Origin of the sequence: Proteiniphilum sp. UBA5384, assembly GCF_002410825.1 — a bacterium.
Lineage (GTDB): Bacteria > Bacteroidota > Bacteroidia > Bacteroidales > Dysgonomonadaceae > Proteiniphilum.
Genome location: NZ_DHOS01000005.1, coordinates 41,265 through 58,073 on the forward strand (window position 1 = coordinate 41,265; position 16,809 = coordinate 58,073).

Here is a 16,809-nt window from a genome sequence, read left to right on the forward strand (position 1 = left end):
ATATCAACTGACCCCCGTAAGTCAAAAAACTTACGGGGGTTTCCATTTTTCACCCTTTCTCCTCAGTCACCTTTCCACTTACGGACCCAGTCGCCAAGCGTCCCCCTGTTTCCCGGTCCACCAGTTTTAGACAAGTCACTCAACCTCTCAGCCATTTAGGCACTCGGTCCCTTAGGCACATTCTTCATGCTCAACTGTATTCGTTTGCGTTCCAAATCGACAGACAATACCCTGACCTTTACATGCTGGTGAAGTGATACCACGTCAATAGGGTTAGAAACAAAATGGTCGGCTAATTCCGAAATGTGCACTAATCCGTTTTCCTTGATACCCACATCCACGAAACAACCGAAATTGGTGATGTTGGTTACGATACCGGGTAGCGTTATCCCTTCTTTCAAGTCGTTGATGGTGCGGATATTGGGATCAAATTCCAGTACTTGTACTTGTGTTCGTGGATCCCGCCCCGGCTTTTCCAGTTCCTGCAATATATCTTTCAGCGTTTCATCACCTACGGTTTCTGTTTTATAACGGTTGATATCGATGGTTTCAATCAGTGGTTTGTTGCGGATTAACTCTTTTATCGTGCATTGCAAGTCTTTGGCCATCCTTTCCGCGATAGTGTAACTCTCTGGATGTACGCCGGAGTTGTCGAGTGGGTTTTCCGCATCGGGAATGCGGAGAAATCCGGCGCATTGCTCAAAAGCCTTATCTCCCAGTCTCGGTACTTTCCTGAGTTCCTTGCGTGAATGGAACGGTCCGTGTTCCGCACGATAGTTTACGATGTTCTGGGCCAGTGATTCTCCTAAACCCGATACATAGGTAAGCAGGTGCTTGCTGGCTGTGTTGACGTTCACTCCTACGAGATTCACGCAGTTCTCTACTGTCTGATCGAGTGAGCGTTTCAGCTTTGTTTGGTCCACGTCGTGTTGATACTGGCCTACGCCAATCGATTTTGGATCGATTTTTACCAACTCGGCAAGTGGGTCACTCAGTCGCCGTCCGATCGAAACTGCACCGCGCACCGTCACGTCATACTCGGGAAACTCTTCACGGGCAATTTTCGAAGCGGAATATACAGAGGCTCCGCTTTCGCTTACCACAAATACTTTCACCTCTTTTTCATACCGCAGGTTAGTGATAAAACGTTCGGTTTCACGGCTGGCCGTACCATTCCCAATGGCAATAGCATCAATTCTGTAGGTGGAAACCATTTTCACCACCTTATTCGCCGATTTGGATGTCTCATTTTGCGGTGGATGAGGGTAGATCGTTTCGTTATGGAGTAGATTTCCCTGTTCGTCTAAACAGACTAACTTACAGCCGGTTCGGTAACCCGGATCGACGCCCAGGATGCGTTTCTGTCCCAATGGCGGTGCAAGCAGCAACTGCCGCAGGTTTTCTGCAAACACACCGATAGCTGCTTCATCGGCCCGTTCTTTGGAGAGGTTGGCGAATTCCGTCTCAATAGAAGGTTTTAGCAAGCGTTTATAGCTGTCAGTCACCGCATCTTCCACCTGATCTCCTGCTTCATTGTCGCTCTTGGCATAACGGGGTACCAGCCGGTCAAGGCATTTTTCGTCATCGGGAGAAATGGAAACACGAAGAAATCCTTCTGCTTCTCCACGGCGAATCGCCAGGAGCCGGTGTGACGGGCAACGTGACAACGGCGCGGAAAAATCGAAATAATCCCGGTACTTTTCCCCCTCCTCCTCTTTTGCTTTTACTACCTTTGAAGTGATTATCGCTTCACGGGCGAATATATTTCGTACCAACTGACGGGCATTGGTATCTTCGCTCACCCATTCGGCAATAATATCACGTGCTCCTTTAAGTGCCGCTTCCGCATCAGGTACATTTTCATTGAGGAACTGTGTCGCTTTTGCTTCTGTAGAACCGCTATGCTGCGCCATCAACCATTTGGAGAGCGGCTCCAGACCGTTTTTACGGGCAATTTCGGCACGGGTCTGCCGTTTCGGTTTATAAGGCAGGTAGATATCTTCCAATGTTGTGCTATCCCAGCATTCAGTGATTTGCTGTTCGAGTCCGGGAGTCAGTTTCTCCTGTTCCGAAATCGATTTCAATATATATTCTTTGCGCTTTTCGAGTTCTATGTACTTCTCATGTAATTCTTTGATATTACCGATCTTCACTTCGTCCAGTCCCCCGGTCACTTCCTTGCGGTAGCGGCTGATAAAAGGGATAGTAGCACCTTCTTCAAGCAATTTGATGCTATTCTCCACATTTTTGAGGGGGATATTCAATGATTTGGCAATGAGTGTATGAATGACTGACATCTTTATAAGGATTTATATGTGGTACAAAAATACAAGAAATTTCTCTATCTTTACCTCTCTAAACGATGACAACATGGCGAAACTGAAATCTGTATATTTTTGTTCCAACTGTGGCTATGAATCACCCAAGTGGATGGGGAAATGCCCTGCTTGCGGTGAATGGTCCACTTTTGTGGAAGAACTGGTGCGCAAGGATACCGCTTCGAAGCAGGAAGATTCCCGCTCTTTTGGGGAAAGGAAAAGTGTGCCGTTGACACTGGACGAGATCAAGGCCGATGAATTACCCCGGATAGATATGAACGATGGCGAGTTGAACCGTGTGCTGGGAGGAGGATTGGTTCCTGCCTCGGTCGTGCTGGTCGGAGGGGAACCGGGTATAGGAAAATCTACGCTGGTATTGCAGACTATTTTGAAATTAACGGATATCAAATCGCTGTATGTGTCGGGAGAGGAGAGTGCCGGACAATTGAAGCTGCGTGCTGACAGGATCGGCATACGGAATGATCACTGTCTGATCCTTTGCGAGACCAATCTCGATGAGATTCTTAAGCATGTGAAAAAAGTGTCGCCTCAGCTGTTGATTATTGACTCGGTGCAGACCATATACAGCGAGGCGTTGGAGTCGTCTCCCGGAAGTATTTCACAGGTGCGTGAATGTGCCGCACTGTTGCTTAAATTTGCCAAGCAATCGGGTACTCCCGTATTATTAATTGGACATATTACCAAAGAAGGAAGCATCGCCGGACCGAAAATTCTGGAACATATGGTGGATGCCGTGTTACAATTTGAAGGTGACCAGCACTATTTGTACCGTATCCTCCGAGGGGTCAAGAACCGGTTTGGCAGCACCGCCGAGTTGGCTATTTACGAAATGAATCAGTCGGGGTTGCGGGAGGTGAGCAATCCGTCCGAGCTGCTGTTAACCCAAAACCATGACGGTTTGAGTGGTGTGGCTATTGCCGCGGCTGTGGAGGGTGTTCGTCCTTTCCTTATCGAAACCCAGGCGTTGGTCAGTACCGCTGCCTATGGCACACCCCAGCGTTCCGCCACCGGGTTTGATATCCGGCGGATGAATATGTTGTTGGCAGTGCTGGAAAAGCGTGCCGGATTTAAGCTAGCCCAAAAAGATGTCTTTTTAAATATCGCCGGTGGTTTGCGGGTGAGTGATCCCGGTATGGATCTTGCCGTGATCAGTGCCGTACTTTCATCGAGCCTTGATATGACGATTGAAAATGACATCTGTCTCTGTGGGGAAGTAGGATTGTCGGGAGAGATACGGCCTGTGCATCGTATTGAGCAGCGTATCCAGGAAGCCGAAAAACTGGGCTTTTCCCGTATTCTTATCCCTTTCAATAATCTGAAAGGATTTAATAAGAAGACCAGAATTGATGTTCAACAGGTGAAAAGGGTGAGTGATGCTTTCAGACTTTTGTTCTCATGAGAAAGCGGATTGGCAAAGAAAGATAGATCGGAAGAAAGATGGATCGGGAAAATAGAAAAAGAGAAATGGCTTTTTTAAATCAAAAAAATATTTTATCTTTGCAACCTAATTTAGGCTTTTGGTACCTTGGCCGAGTGGTTAGGCGCCGGTCTGCAAAACCGTCGACGGCGGTTCGAATCCGCCAGGTACCTCGTGTGATGCTCCGAAATTGTTGATTATAAGCAGTTTCGGAGTTTTTTTCTTATTTTTGTGGTTAGAATTAAATCACAAAAAAATATCTTTCTATGCAAAATATAAACGCCAATGGGACATCTACCCGATTTTATCGGTGATCTGGCACTGATCCTGATTACCGCCAGCATAGCAACAATAATTTTTAAATGGTTAAAACAACCGATTGTATTAGGATATATCGTTGCGGGCCTTCTGGCTGGTCCTTATATATCATGGCTCCCCACCGTGGCGGATATGGGGAATGTGTCGGTTTGGGCAGATATCGGTGTTATCTTTCTTTTGTTCGGTTTGGGCCTCGAATTCAGCTTCAAGAAATTGATCGATGTGGGGGGAACGGCTTCTATTGCCACACTGATCAATATGGGCTCGATGATTGTCATCGGTTATTTTATCGGGCAGCTATTGGGGTGGTCTACGATGGACAGTATCTTCTTGGGAGGAATGCTTTCAATGTCGTCTACGACGATTATTATCAAGGCGTTCAACGATATGGGATTGCAGAAAAAGAAGTTTGCGAGCATTGTGTTTGGCATGTTGATTGTGGAAGATATCGCCGCAATAGTGATGATGGCGTTGCTTTCCACCGTGGCTATAAGCCAGCATTTTGAAGGTGTAGAGATGATCAACAGCGTGTTGAAACTACTCTTTTTTATTCTTATCTGGTTTGTTGTGGGAATTTATGTTGTTCCTACCTTATTGAAGAAATTGAAACGATACCTGAACGATGAAACCTTGTTGATTGTTTCGGTGGGGCTTGCTTTGGGGATGGTACTGTTTGCCGTACATGTTGGTTTTTCTCCAGCTTTGGGTGCTTTCATCATGGGCTCCATTCTGGCAGAAACCGTTGAGGCAAAGCGTATTGAACACCTGGTGGAGCCGCTCAGGAACCTTTTCGGTGCTGTCTTCTTTGTCTCTGTGGGGATGATGATCAACCCTCGGGTAATCATTGATCATGTTGACCTGATCCTCCTGTTTACGGGTGTGGTATTGGTCGGTCGCATCGTTTTTGCCACGCTGGGTGTAATGGCATCGGGGCAAAGTTTAAGAGTATCTATCAATGCGGGGTTCAGTCTGGCGCAGATCGGAGAGTTTTCCTTTATTATCGCAACACTTGGCATGACGCTCGGGGTAATCAGTGACATGCTATATCCCATTATCGTGGCTGTATCTGTGATCACCACCTTTACCACTCCTTACTGTATCCAGATTGCTGATCCCGTATCTGCTTTTATAGAAAAAAAGATTCCTAAAAAGTGGAATAGAATTGTTACCGGTTATGCGGCAACCAGCTATAAGGCCGTAAATAAGCAGAGCGATTGGAATCGTTTGTTGAAGAGTGTCTTGACCTATACAGCCATCCATTTCACGCTTTCTATTGCGGTTTTATTGCTGTTCAGGAACTTTGTCACTCCTTTCATCATGTTGCATGTGCCGGACACGTTGGGGCGTATTTTATCGGCTTTTGCCACGCTGTTGGTTATGTCTCCTTTTATACAGGCCATAGTGATTGGTAGAACACAGACACCGGAATTCAAGAAAGTGTGGAATCATGAACGGGCTATCAACCGGGGAGCAATTATCTCATTAACGGCGGTTCGGGTGGTGCTGGCGACGGTTCTTGTGTTAATGGTACTTATTCCCTTGTTCCCGAGATTGGCCGTGCTGATGGTGGTGATTGCCCTGAATATTGTCACGTTCGTCATCTTCTCTCAGGGATTAAGGAAGCAATCGCATGAAATGGAGAGTCATTTTCTCAGGAATTTCAATGAGAAGCAGAAATATGAAGAAGATAAATCGGTCATCTTACCGACAGTCGCCAATGATTTGCTGAATAAGAATATCCATATTGAAGAATTTGAAGTATCTCAATTATCCCCCAGTGCGGGGAAAACGCTTCGAGAACTTGATTTCCGTGAAAAGACAGGAGTCAATATCGTAGCTATCCTCCGGGGCAACAAGAAGATTAATATTCCTGCGCCGGACCAGAGAATCTTCCCATTCGACCGGATCGTGGTAGCGGGATCTGACAATGAAATTCAGGCTTTCTTTCAACTTCTGGAAGAAAGAAACAGTTGGGTTGACAAAAAGGAGGATACAGACGGAGACCATCATATCAGTGTTTCACAGTATATTATCGACTCCAATTCCTCATTATTGGGAAAAACCATTGGCAATTCCGGCATACGCGAAAAAACAGAGTGCATGATTATTGGCATCGATCGCGAAGGCGAGTCGGAAACTAAACTTATACCCTCTTTTATGTTCGAATCCGGGGATATCCTTTGGTTGGCCGGTGAAAAAAATAAATTAAACGATTTCGAAGAAAATATTAAATAGAGGTGTCATCATCAAAAGTTCTATTATTGCCGGTCATTTTCTCTTTTTTAAAAGCATCGGCTACTTTGTCGAAATTCTCTTTCCATGCACCGCATACCGACCCCAAGAAATTGGTCGCGCTCTCTCGTACCACATCCCATTTGGAATCGGCTACCTGTTCATACTCGTAGAGTTTGGAGGAAAGATTATCTTTCATCTCTTTCAGTTTTTCCAGCCGCTCACTATATTCTTCTTTCGCATCATCTGCAATTTCTCCCGCCTTATCTTCCAGTTTGGTGATATAATCGGCTAATTCATTTATTAGACCGATTGTTTTTTGTTTGAATTCTTCTTTTTTCATTGTAGGACATATTTTATATTCAACATTTTCTTAATAAACAGATGACAAATGAATTGGTTTATGGAAAAATAAAAAATCTTATCTTTGTAACTTAATTGAAGTAACAAATGTTGAATATAGTAATTTTTGGAGCTCCCGGGTCGGGAAAAGGAACGCAAAGCGCTAAATTAGTTGAGGAATATCACCTTAAACACCTCTCCACGGGAGATATATTGCGCGAAGAGATCAAAGCTGGCACAGAATTAGGAAAGCTGGCAGATTCATATATGTCGAAAGGACATCTGGTTCCTGATGGGTTAGTGATTGATATACTTGATAGCCTGATCGGCAAGCATGCCAATGCTAAAGGCTTCATTTTTGATGGATTTCCCCGGACCCTTGCACAGGGAGAGGCGCTAAGCAAGATGCTGGAAAAGCATGGTGAGGACATAGATGTTGTCCTTAGTCTGGAAGTGGATGAAGAAGAATTGATCGACCGTCTGTTGAAACGGGGTCAGATTTCCGGCAGGAAAGATGACAACCGGGAGACTATTGAATCGAGGTTGAAGGTTTACCATACGCAGACAGAGCCGCTCAAGGATTTTTATCGTAGACGCGGCATACTCAAAAATATAGAAGGGATTGGTTCTATCGATGAGATTTTTAACTCTATCGAAAAAGAGATCGACCGGATAGAAAAATAAAATGGCAGAAACAAATTTTGTAGATTACGTAAAGATTTTCTGTAGATCAGGAAAGGGTGGACGCGGTTCTGCTCATCTGAGAAGGGAAAAATATATTCCGAAAGGTGGTCCCGACGGAGGTGACGGAGGTGATGGCGGAAGTATTATTCTCCGGGGCAATCGTAACTACTGGACATTGCTCCACTTGCGTTATCAGCGGCATATTTTTGCAGGACATGGTGAAGGTGGAGGAAAAGCCCAGCGGTCGGGGAAAAAAGGAGAAAGCAAAGTGATTGAAGTCCCCTGTGGCACCGTGGCTTATGATGCTCATACCGGAGAGTATTTATGTGATATCACCGATGATGGACAGGAAGTAGTGTTGTTGAAGGGAGGCCGGGGTGGCCAAGGCAATGTCCATTTTAAGTCTGCGACCAACCAGACCCCTCGATACGCTCAACCCGGAGAGCCTTATGAAGAACGATGGGTAGTCCTTGAGTTGAAGTTGCTGGCGGATGTTGGATTGGTCGGTTTTCCGAACGCCGGGAAGTCTACCCTGCTTTCTGTAGTGTCGGCTGCCAAACCAAAGATTGCCAATTATCCTTTTACCACTCTCAAGCCCAATTTGGGTATTGTGGAATACAGGGAGGGAAAATCGTTTGTGATGGCCGATATTCCTGGAATTATTGAAGGAGCCAGTGAAGGGCGGGGCCTTGGCTTACGGTTTCTCCGGCATATAGAACGTAATTCTTTACTGCTTTTCGTGATTCCTGCCGATGCGGACGATATAGAGAAGGAGTATAATATTTTGTTGAATGAATTGACGCAATATAATCCGGAGTTATTGCATAAGACTCATCTGTTGGCAATTTCCAAGGCGGATATGCTGGATGAGGAATTAATGCATGAAATTTCTCTTGATCTGCCGGATATTCCTTATTTGTTTATCTCTTCTATTACGGAATATGGAATTCATGCACTGAAAGATTTGCTTTGGCGGGAACTCAATTCGGATAATTATGTGCCGATATCGACTTCACGTAATGCGCTGGTCCATAGAAATCTCGATCTTTCCGGACTTGAATTTGAACCGGAGGAAGATTTTCCGGTAGATGATTCCGGTTCCGATGATGAGATGGAAGAAGAGGACAATTACTATGAAGATGATTTTTAATATTTAGCAATGACCCCCCACCCCCAATATGATAATCTGCTTCTCTTCGATCTGTTCGAAAAAGAAGAGAATATTGTCCATTTCACTACTACCCGCGAAGGGGGGGTGAGCCACGGGGCTTTTTCCTCTTTTAATATGGGGAATTTTTCGGATGATAATCCATTGTATATCCGGGAAAATCGGGAAATATTAGCCCGAATGTTCTACATGGATATTAGCCGTTTCATTGTTCCCCATCAGACACATGGAGCAAATGTCCTGACAATTGACAGGGAATTCCTTGCCCTTGACAGTGCAACCGCCATTGAAACATTGTATGGGGTTGATGCCACCATATCCGCTGAAAAAGGTATTTTTTTGTGCGTGACCACTGCCGACTGTGTGCCTATTATCCTATATGATTCTCAAAAGGAGGTAATTTCGGCTATTCATGCAGGTTGGAGAGGAACAGTGGGACGTATCGTAGAAAAAACCATTGACAGGATGAAACAACAGTTTGGCTCTTCTCCTATTGATATAACTGCCGGCATTGGGCCAGCCATAGATATGTCGCATTATGAGGTGGGAGAGGACGTAACAAGACGATTTCAGGAGGAAGGGTTCGATCTTTCGGATACTACCCTCTTTCTTAAAAAAATGGCGTCATCCAAATTTTATCTTGATCTGAAGGAAATTAACAAGCGAGAGTTGATGCGGTTAGGGATTCCTGAATCCCATATCGAAAAAAGCGCATTCTGTACCTTTGAAAAGGAAGATCTTTTTTTTTCCGCGCGCCGGCAAACAGTGCATTCCGGTAGGATGCTAACAGGTATTATGATGAATAGATAAAAAAGAGGGAGTGAATTTTTTTGTATTCACTCCCTCGATACCAGTTGACAAATTTGATTTTTTAATAACGTGCACTTACCACATCCCAATCTATAATCTTCCAAATTTCTTTTAGATGATCGGCGCGGCGGTTCTGATAATCAAGATAGTAAGAGTGTTCCCATACATCAAAACCTAAGATTGGAACTAAACCACTTGTAATGGGATTGCCGGCATTGCTTTCCTTTAAAATAGAAAGTTTACCATCCCGGTCCTTTGCCAACCATACCCATCCTGACCCGAATACGGCTACTCCAGCTGCATTGAATTCTTCTTTGAACTTGTCGAATGAACCAAACTGGGCATTGATGGCTTCAGCCAATTTACCTTTGGGCTCACCACCCCCATCTTTCTTGAAAGAGGTAAAATATATGTTATGGTTGAGGATTTGTCCTGCATTATTAAAGATAGCTCCATCGCTTTCTTTTACCACTGTTTCAAGATCGGCATTTTCAAATTTGGTGCCCACTACGAGTTTATTCAGATTGTCCACATAGGCCTGGTGGTGTTTGCCATAGTGAAGTTCTACTGTTTGTTTACTGATAACCGGCTCTAAAGCATCGGTTGCGTAAGGTAATGCTACTTTTTCGAATTTCATATTTACATTGTTTTTAGAATTGTTATTTTCACTGTTTTTCGCATTGGAATTATTGCAGCTGATCACTGATAACGCGAATAATCCTGTCAATAAGTAATAATGAATTGTTTTCATACGACTAATTTATTTTCCTGTCGGTCTAAATACCTGAAATAATTAATTTAATGATCATTATCACATCACTACATTATCATATCATTAAATCAACTTATTGTCTGCTTATAACGAAAACAATCCTTGAAATGTTCGACAGGAGTAAGGTCTATTGGTGTTAATTTAGATAAAAGAGGATATTAAAAAAAGATAGCCTGACTTCTAATAGTCAGGCTATCAAGTGTATTGAGGGGCTTTATAGGTTCTTTCTATTCCCCGTTGCCTTTATTTATTCATCTCCGGGTCGACAGTCTTGCTATTTTCCTCCTTCTTCTCTTTTTCATCTTTCCGCTGAGAATCGGTTCCCATCTTTTCATCGGTATCGATAAATACATGGTCTCCCGAACCGTGAGGTTTGGAGGGGAGAGGTATGCTTGTTGCAGACTCTTTTTCATTCTCCAATATCTCTTGAGAGCGTGATATCCAAAGACGTTTCCCGAATATATTTTCCAGATCGTCGGAATAGATAATCTCTCTTTCCAGAAGAATATTTGCCAATTTGTTATGTCCTTCAGCCTTGTCGGTAAGGATCTGTTTTGCCCTTTCATATTGCTGATTGATCATTGCCTTCACTTCACTGTCGATCAGTTGGGCCGTTTCATCACTGTAGGGTTTTGAAAAAGTATATTCCTGCCCGGACGAATCGTAATAACTCAGATTGGGCAGTTTTTCACTCATACCCATATAGGTAATCATGGCGTATGCCTGCTTGGTTACCCGTTCCAGATCGTTCATCGCACCCGAGGAGATCGATCCAATGAATAATTCTTCGGCAGCTCTGCCCCCCAATAGGGCGCACATCTCATCAAGCATTTGTTCCTTGGTGGTGATTTGCCTCTCTTCGGGTAAGTACCATGCGGCACCTAATGCTTTTCCCCGAGGTACAATGGTTACCTTCACCAACGGATTGGCATGTTCCAGAAACCAACTCAGGGTGGCGTGTCCTGCTTCGTGGATGGCGATGGCTTTCTTCTCGTTCTGGGTGATAATCTTATTCTTCTTTTCCAATCCACCCACGATGCGGTCGACAGCATTCATGAAGTCCTCCTTCTCCACGAATTTCTTTTTATTTCGTGCAGCAATGAGAGCGGCTTCATTACAGACATTGGCGATATCGGCACCTGAGAAGCCGGGTGTTTGCCGGGCGAGGAATTCCACATCTACCGATTCGTCTATCTTGATGGGACGAAGATGTACTTTGAATATCTCTTTGCGGTCATTCAGGTCGGGAAGTTCTACATATATCTGCCTGTCGAAACGGCCTGCACGCATCAGTGCTTTATCCAGCACGTCGGCACGGTTGGTAGCCGCAAGAATGATCACACCACTGTTCGACCCGAAGCCGTCCATCTCGGTGAGGAGCTGGTTCAGGGTGTTTTCCCTCTCATCATTAGAACCAAAATTGGTGTTCTTTCCACGGGCCCGGCCCACAGCATCGATTTCGTCGATAAATACGATACAGGGAGCTTTCTCTTTGGCCTGTCGGAAAAGATCCCTTACACGGGATGCGCCCACACCCACAAACATCTCCACGAAATCCGATCCGGAGATAGAAAAGAAGGGTACATTGGCTTCACCTGCCACCGCTTTTGCCAATAGTGTCTTACCCGTTCCGGGAGGACCTACGAGAAGTGCCCCTTTAGGGATTTTCCCTCCCAAGTTGGTATAATTATTGGGGTTTTTCAGGAATTCTACAATTTCCTGTACCTCTTCTTTGGCTTCGGAAAGGCCGGCTACATCTTTGAAAGTTACTTTTTGGCTGGAATCCTTATCGAAGAGTTGGGCTTTCGATTTTCCTACATTGAAAACACCTCCACCTCCACCACCGGCACCGCCTTGCATCCTGCGCATCATCCATACCCAGAATATAATTAGGAGGAGGAAGGGTGCAAAAGTGAGTAATATTCCCCATAGTTCCGACGATGTGTCGAAACGCACTTCAATATCGTAATTCCTTTCCGCTTTTACCTTATCGATAAATTCTGATATGGCGTCAGTAGAAGGGACTTTTACTACTATCAAAGGTAGTTTGGTGACCTTATTGGCATCTTCCCCAAAAACATAGGGCACAGACTCTTCCCGCACAATTGCTTCAGCAGTCTCTTTGTTGCTGTACACCACCACGCTCTTCACGCGGTTATCCCGTACATATTGTTGAAATTCCGACCATTTCACCTCTTTGACACCAGCGTCTTGGCCAAAAAACCACATTCCCATGAGCATCGCCAAAACAATGGCATAAATCCAGTAGGGGTTGAACGGCCTTTTGGGGTTATTCCCCCCCATCTTTGGTCGTAGGGTCGGTTGTTTATCCTGTTTATTGTCTTTATTTGTCTTGTTCATTTGCTGACTCTATATATCGTCTGAATTATTGTAACAATTTTTGGAAGAATAAGTTTTTAGTCTATAGAAGGTATATGTTCTATCCGGGCATCTTCCCAAAGATTATCGAGATTGTAAAAACTGCGCAGTTCGGGTAGGAATATATGCACAATGATGTTGCCGTAATCCATGCCTATCCATTCGGCCTTTTGTTGTCCATGTATGCGGATAGGATTTTCCCCCGTGTTTTTCTTTACGATTTCATCTATTGAATCTGCCAATGCAGATACTTGTGTGGGTGTATTGCCTTCACAAATAACAAAATAATCGCAGAGGGTGCCTGATATGCCCTTTAATTGAATAGTGCTGATATTTTTTCCTTTCTTTTCCTGAATTCCTTCAATAATACTTTGTAAAAGTGCGTTTTTTTCTGTCATTCTTTATTTTAAGTGAGTTCATCATACAAAGATAGGTTCTTTTTTCAAAATAAAATCCAAATAAATATGAAAAGTGGAAAGTAAGGGTTGATCCCGATGAATCGGAACAGGGAGTGATGATTGGATGGTTTTGGGGAGACTGGGAGCCGGGGAGATCTGTAATGCAGGTAGGGTAGGGAAAATAAAACCCCGTCTTTATGGGACAGGGTTCTACTTTATCCTGAAACATATCTTCCCTGCTTGATATCAATTACAATGTTTTTAGTTGCAGGTTCCTCCAAAGTACTTTGATGCCACCTCCGTCGTGGATTTGCAATGCGATACGTCCTTGTGCCTTGCCAATCTTTTCATCGGTCAGGTCAACCATCTCTTCACCGTTGAGCCAGGTTTTTACGTTATCGCCTTGTACCAGGATACGCATTGTATTCCAGTCTCCTTCTTTTAATATCTCTTCTTTTTCGTCGGGGATCTGTACTAACCATCCACGTCCGTAAGACTCATAGATTCCCCCGGTGTCATGACCTTTAGGAGCTACTTCCACTTGCCATCCATTGACAATGGCACCCGGTTCAACGAATGAACGGATAAATACTCCGGAATTACCATCAGCTTCCTGTTTGAACTCAACCGTCAGGTCGAAATCATCGTAATATTCGCGTGTGCCAAGGTAACCATACTGCTTGTCAGGACCGCTTTCACATACCAGAAGCCCATCCTGCACATACCATTTTTCAGTGCCGTATACTTCCCAGCCGTGTAAATCTGATCCGTTGAATAAGCTGATTTCTTTGGTCTTCCGGGGTAATTCCTTAATCTTCACATTACGGAACCATGCAGCTGAACCATGGTCCTGAAGGCAGATTACACCTTTATGTGCCAATCCGTACTCGGGAGCATTTTCCCATTTACCGCTGTGTTTGCGCGTAAACCAATCTTCGGTCCATGCTTCAAATTCAATCACCTTTTCACTGTTCAGCCAGTGTTCTACATGTCCATTGTCAAAAACGATTTTCGAAGTATTCCATTCGCCTGCCGGTTTAATGGAGGTCTTTGCCGGATCAGTGGTATGCATGGCATAGTCGGCTCCCGTTTTTTGCCACTCTTCCAGTGGTTCGGGAAATCCGAGGTCATCTATCAGTTGATACTCTGGTCCTGTCACGTAAGGGACGGCGAATTTCGGATGTTCCACTACGTGGTATAACACCCCGCTATTGCCACCATCTGCGATTTTCCAATCCCATACCAATTCGAAATTTTCATACGTTTTTTCGGTAACGATGTAACCGTGTTCATCGGCGCCTTCGCCTCTGGCCTGAATCATGCCATCTTCGGCAAACCAGGGAGCGGTCAGTGCTTCCCCATTGTAATCACGCCATCCGTTTAATGTGGTACCGTCGAACAAAAGCTCCCATCCGTCGGCAATTTCCTGTTGCGTCAGCGTGTTGTGCTTTGCTCCTGTGGTGCAGCCTGCCATCAGAATAGGCATAACCATTACAGTTGATAATAAAATAAATTTAGAATTCATCACGTTTTCTTTAAAGGATTAAATTTTATATTGGGATAAATTTAAGTACAAAGTTAAAAAAATAGTATGAATATAAAAGCATTTCCATCATTTCATACACTTTTGTTTCCCTCTTTCTTTTTTATGAGGAAAAATGCAGAAGAATCTTTCAATTTTAAACAATGCTTTGCCAAATTCGTTTTATATTCGCAGTTTAATAGATAAATTGACTCGATTGTGGATTTTATTGATTTAGCGGTAGAGAAAGGAATTGACAGTCTTTCGTTCGTAGCGACGGTCGGATTTTTTGATGGTGTGCATATTGGACACAGGCATTTGATTGATCAAGTAAAAAGAGAAGCTGAACGACGGGGTTTGCCCTCCGCGGTGATTACTTTCCCGGTACATCCGCGTAAAGTGCTGCAAAAAGATTATCAACCTGCTCTTTTATGCGGGTTTGATGAGAAAGTGGAACAACTGGCTTTGACCGGTATCGATTATTGTATAAGTATTCCTTTTACCGTAGAGCTTTCACAACTGTCCGCCAAGGAATTCATGCAAAAGGTGTTGAAAGAGCAACTGCATGTTGATACATTACTGGTAGGGTATGACCATCGTTTCGGACGCAACAGGGAAGACGGTTTTTCCGAATACTGCCGTTACGGAAAAGAGCTGGGAATAGATGTAGTCCTCGCAAGCCAATTTCGGTTAGACAATAAAGAGGTTAGTTCTTCACAAATACGCCGGTTTTTAAAGGCGGGCAGGATAAAAGAGGCCAACGGGTTGTTGTCCTATCATTACAGGTTATCAGGTAAGATTGTGGAGGGTTACCAGGTAGGACGCACGATTGGTTTTCCCACTGCCAACATGCAGGTCTGGGAACGCTATAAGGTAGTGCCGGAATTAGGTGTTTATGCTGTGATAGTGTATTTACAGGATCTTGCCTATACCGGGATGTTGTATATAGGGCGGCGACCCACCTTGCATTCAGATAATGAGGTAAGTGTGGAGGTCAATATTTTTGATTTTGATGGCAATTTATATAATCAATCGATATGTGTGGAATTTATCGATTTTATCCGTCCCGACCGTAAGTTTGCTTCCAAAGAGGAACTGGTGGCGCAGATACACCAAGATAGGAGATCTGTAAAACAACGGCTTATGGAGTCGGAATATTGACTTTATTTAATTCCTAATATATTCTTCTTTCATTCAACGCCTTCTGATATGCCGCTGCATTACGAGCATGTTCAGCATGGGTAGTCGCAAAATTATGGCGTCCGGAAAGGTCATCTTTGGCACACATAAACAAATAATTATGCTGCTGTGGTGATAAAGTGGCATCTATAGCTTGTATGGATGGAATTCGGATGGGTCCCGGCGGCACCCCGTCGTTTTTATAAGTGTTATAAGGGGATTCCACTTCGAGATGCCTGTATAGGATACGACGCAATGAAAAATCCCCGACTGCAAATTTGACTGTCGGGTCTGCTTCCAGCCGCATACCCCTGTTTAGCCGGTTCAAGTATAATCCTGCCACAATAGGGTATTCGTCTGCATATGTAGCCTCTTCTTCCACGATGGAGGCAAGGGTAGAGACCTGTATCGGTGTAAGACCGATTCTTCGTGCTTTCTCCATCCGTTCTCCGTTCCAGAAAAAGTCATATTCCTTTTTCATGCGGTTCAGCAGATTATCGATGTTCATATCCCAGTAGACTTCATAAGTGTTTGGAATAAACATTGAGACAAATGTATAGTGGTTAAACCCGAATTTTTCAGCATTGGCAGGATTATCGATAGCCTGCAATAATGAAAGGCTGTCCACCATCAGCTGTTGCGAGAGACGCCCGGCCAGATTCTCGCCGGTACGTATATTGTTGAAAGTAAGATTTACCGGAGCCTGATTCCCCGACCTCAACCGGCGGATTACATCGGGCATGGTTATGCCGTCTTCAATGGAATATCTCCCGGTTTTTACTTTATTTGGATAGTTCATCCGTTCAGCCAGCATCCGGAATATTTTTTCAGAGGGGAGATTTGCCTTTTCTTTCAGTTGTCTTACTACCTCTTCATAGTCCTTTTCCTTGTTGATATGGATATATACTGTTTCTGAAAGAGAGAATGGTTGAAAAGCCGTCTTGTATAGGAATATGCCTGCCCCGATGACTGTCAGTAACAGGATACCAAAGATCAGCCGTATGACTTTATTCCTTTTTTTCTTTTTTATCTGTTCCATTTTATAAGGAGTTTCAGGAAAGCAGGTACAAAAATAGAATATTCATTTGAAAAAATCACCTTTTCTTTGACAAGTTAAAAACAAACTTGTATATTTGCATCCGATTTCAGAAAAATCCATCAGGAAGTGTGGGTGAGTGGCTGAAACCAGCAGTTTGCTAAACTGCCGTACGGGTAACTGTACCGGGGGTTCGAATCCCCCCGCTTCCGC

Annotated in this window: 13 protein-coding genes and 2 tRNA genes; 8 read left to right on the forward strand and 7 right to left on the reverse strand. The window is 44.1% G+C overall.

Annotated features, from left to right (window positions below; translation table 11 throughout):
* Positions 1-155: 155 nt before the first annotated feature.
* The gene (locus B4G81_RS02360) at positions 156-2,297 is read right to left on the reverse strand and encodes a Tex family protein (RefSeq protein ID WP_294079673.1); all 2,142 of its coding nucleotides are present in this window, start codon (positions 2,295-2,297) and stop codon (positions 156-158) included.
* Between the two features lie 73 nt (positions 2,298-2,370).
* On the opposite strand from B4G81_RS02360, the gene radA reads away from it, so the two are divergent.
* From radA to B4G81_RS02375, 3 genes are all read left to right on the forward strand, one after another.
* Entirely contained in the window at positions 2,371-3,738 is a 1,368-nt protein-coding gene (gene radA / locus B4G81_RS02365; RefSeq protein ID WP_294079675.1) for a DNA repair protein RadA, read from the forward strand.
* A 120-nt stretch (positions 3,739-3,858) separates the two neighbouring features.
* Positions 3,859-3,929, forward strand: a tRNA-Cys gene (locus B4G81_RS02370).
* Positions 3,930-4,041: 112 nt separating this feature from the next.
* Positions 4,042-6,309, forward strand: a complete 2,268-nt coding sequence (locus B4G81_RS02375) for a cation:proton antiporter (protein ID WP_294079678.1) — start codon at positions 4,042-4,044, stop codon at positions 6,307-6,309.
* Here the strand turns inward: B4G81_RS02375 and B4G81_RS02380 are convergent.
* Complete coding sequence (locus B4G81_RS02380) at positions 6,302-6,649, reverse strand: hypothetical protein (protein ID WP_294079680.1); 348 nt, start codon at positions 6,647-6,649, stop codon at positions 6,302-6,304. The genes B4G81_RS02375 and B4G81_RS02380 overlap by 8 nt on opposite strands.
* Positions 6,650-6,756: 107 nt before the next feature.
* Between B4G81_RS02380 and B4G81_RS02385 the strand changes: the two genes are divergently transcribed.
* Genes B4G81_RS02385 through pgeF form a run of 3 tightly spaced genes read left to right on the forward strand, consistent with a single transcriptional unit; the run spans position 6,757 to position 9,310 of the window.
* Positions 6,757-7,332 carry an adenylate kinase gene (locus B4G81_RS02385; protein WP_294079682.1) on the forward strand — a complete coding sequence of 192 codons (576 nt, stop codon included), beginning with the start codon at positions 6,757-6,759 and terminating at the stop codon, positions 7,330-7,332.
* A gap of 1 nt (position 7,333) precedes the next feature.
* Positions 7,334-8,482 carry a GTPase ObgE gene (gene obgE, locus B4G81_RS02390; RefSeq protein ID WP_294079684.1) on the forward strand — a complete coding sequence of 383 codons (1,149 nt, stop codon included), beginning with the start codon at positions 7,334-7,336 and terminating at the stop codon, positions 8,480-8,482.
* Positions 8,483-8,491: 9 nt separating this feature from the next.
* Positions 8,492-9,310: a peptidoglycan editing factor PgeF gene (gene pgeF, locus B4G81_RS02395; RefSeq protein ID WP_294079688.1), complete on the forward strand. Its 819-nt coding sequence runs from the start codon at positions 8,492-8,494 to the stop codon at positions 9,308-9,310.
* Positions 9,311-9,371: 61 nt separating this feature from the next.
* Here pgeF and B4G81_RS02400 read toward each other — a convergent pair whose 3' ends face one another.
* The 4 genes from B4G81_RS02400 to B4G81_RS02415 all read right to left on the reverse strand — a co-directional run bounded on the left by B4G81_RS02400 (position 9,372) and on the right by B4G81_RS02415 (position 14,351).
* Entirely contained in the window at positions 9,372-9,947 is a 576-nt protein-coding gene (locus tag B4G81_RS02400) for a superoxide dismutase (RefSeq protein ID WP_294079698.1), read from the reverse strand.
* A 378-nt stretch (positions 9,948-10,325) separates the two neighbouring features.
* Entirely contained in the window at positions 10,326-12,443 is a 2,118-nt protein-coding gene (gene ftsH, locus B4G81_RS02405) for an ATP-dependent zinc metalloprotease FtsH (protein ID WP_414703150.1), read from the reverse strand.
* A 56-nt stretch (positions 12,444-12,499) separates the two neighbouring features.
* A complete protein-coding gene (gene rsfS / locus B4G81_RS02410; RefSeq protein ID WP_294079690.1) occupies positions 12,500-12,859 on the reverse strand; it encodes a ribosome silencing factor in 360 nt (119 codons plus the stop codon).
* Positions 12,860-13,109: 250 nt separating this feature from the next.
* Positions 13,110-14,351, reverse strand: coding sequence for a 3-keto-disaccharide hydrolase (locus B4G81_RS02415; protein WP_294079703.1), 1,242 nt, complete (start codon positions 14,349-14,351; stop codon positions 13,110-13,112).
* Positions 14,352-14,609: 258 nt separating this feature from the next.
* Between B4G81_RS02415 and B4G81_RS02420 the strand changes: the two genes are divergently transcribed.
* Positions 14,610-15,542 (forward strand): bifunctional riboflavin kinase/FAD synthetase, encoded by a 933-nt coding sequence (locus B4G81_RS02420; RefSeq protein ID WP_294079705.1) that lies wholly within the window; start codon positions 14,610-14,612, stop codon positions 15,540-15,542.
* 13 nt (positions 15,543-15,555) lie between these two features.
* Here the strand turns inward: B4G81_RS02420 and mltG are convergent, their stop codons facing one another.
* Positions 15,556-16,599, reverse strand: coding sequence for an endolytic transglycosylase MltG (gene mltG, locus B4G81_RS02425; protein ID WP_294079692.1), 1,044 nt, complete (start codon positions 16,597-16,599; stop codon positions 15,556-15,558).
* A 122-nt stretch (positions 16,600-16,721) separates the two neighbouring features.
* Between mltG and B4G81_RS02430 the strand changes: the two genes are divergently transcribed.
* A tRNA-Ser gene (locus tag B4G81_RS02430) sits at positions 16,722-16,808 on the forward strand.
* Position 16,809 lies beyond the last annotated feature (1 nt).

Bases quoted from the DNA above. Each gene is read 5' to 3' on its own strand.
- B4G81_RS02360 (WP_294079673.1), bottom strand. From the start codon at position 2,297: ATGTCAGTCATTCATACACTCATTGCCAAATCATTGAATATCCCCCTC.
- radA (WP_294079675.1), top strand. From the start codon at position 2,371: ATGGCGAAACTGAAATCTGTATATTTTTGTTCCAACTGTGGCTATGAA.
- B4G81_RS02375 (WP_294079678.1), top strand. From the start codon at position 4,042: ATGGGACATCTACCCGATTTTATCGGTGATCTGGCACTGATCCTGATT.
- B4G81_RS02380 (WP_294079680.1), bottom strand. From the start codon at position 6,649: ATGAAAAAAGAAGAATTCAAACAAAAAACAATCGGTCTAATAAATGAA.
- B4G81_RS02385 (WP_294079682.1), top strand. From the start codon at position 6,757: ATGTTGAATATAGTAATTTTTGGAGCTCCCGGGTCGGGAAAAGGAACG.
- obgE (WP_294079684.1), top strand. From the start codon at position 7,334: ATGGCAGAAACAAATTTTGTAGATTACGTAAAGATTTTCTGTAGATCA.
- pgeF (WP_294079688.1), top strand. From the start codon at position 8,492: ATGACCCCCCACCCCCAATATGATAATCTGCTTCTCTTCGATCTGTTC.
- B4G81_RS02400 (WP_294079698.1), bottom strand. From the start codon at position 9,947: ATGAAATTCGAAAAAGTAGCATTACCTTACGCAACCGATGCTTTAGAG.
- ftsH (WP_414703150.1), bottom strand. From the start codon at position 12,443: ATGAACAAGACAAATAAAGACAATAAACAGGATAAACAACCGACCCTA.
- rsfS (WP_294079690.1), bottom strand. From the start codon at position 12,859: ATGACAGAAAAAAACGCACTTTTACAAAGTATTATTGAAGGAATTCAG.
- B4G81_RS02415 (WP_294079703.1), bottom strand. From the start codon at position 14,351: ATGGTTATGCCTATTCTGATGGCAGGCTGCACCACAGGAGCAAAGCAC.
- mltG (WP_294079692.1), bottom strand. From the start codon at position 16,599: ATGGAACAGATAAAAAAGAAAAAAAGGAATAAAGTCATACGGCTGATC.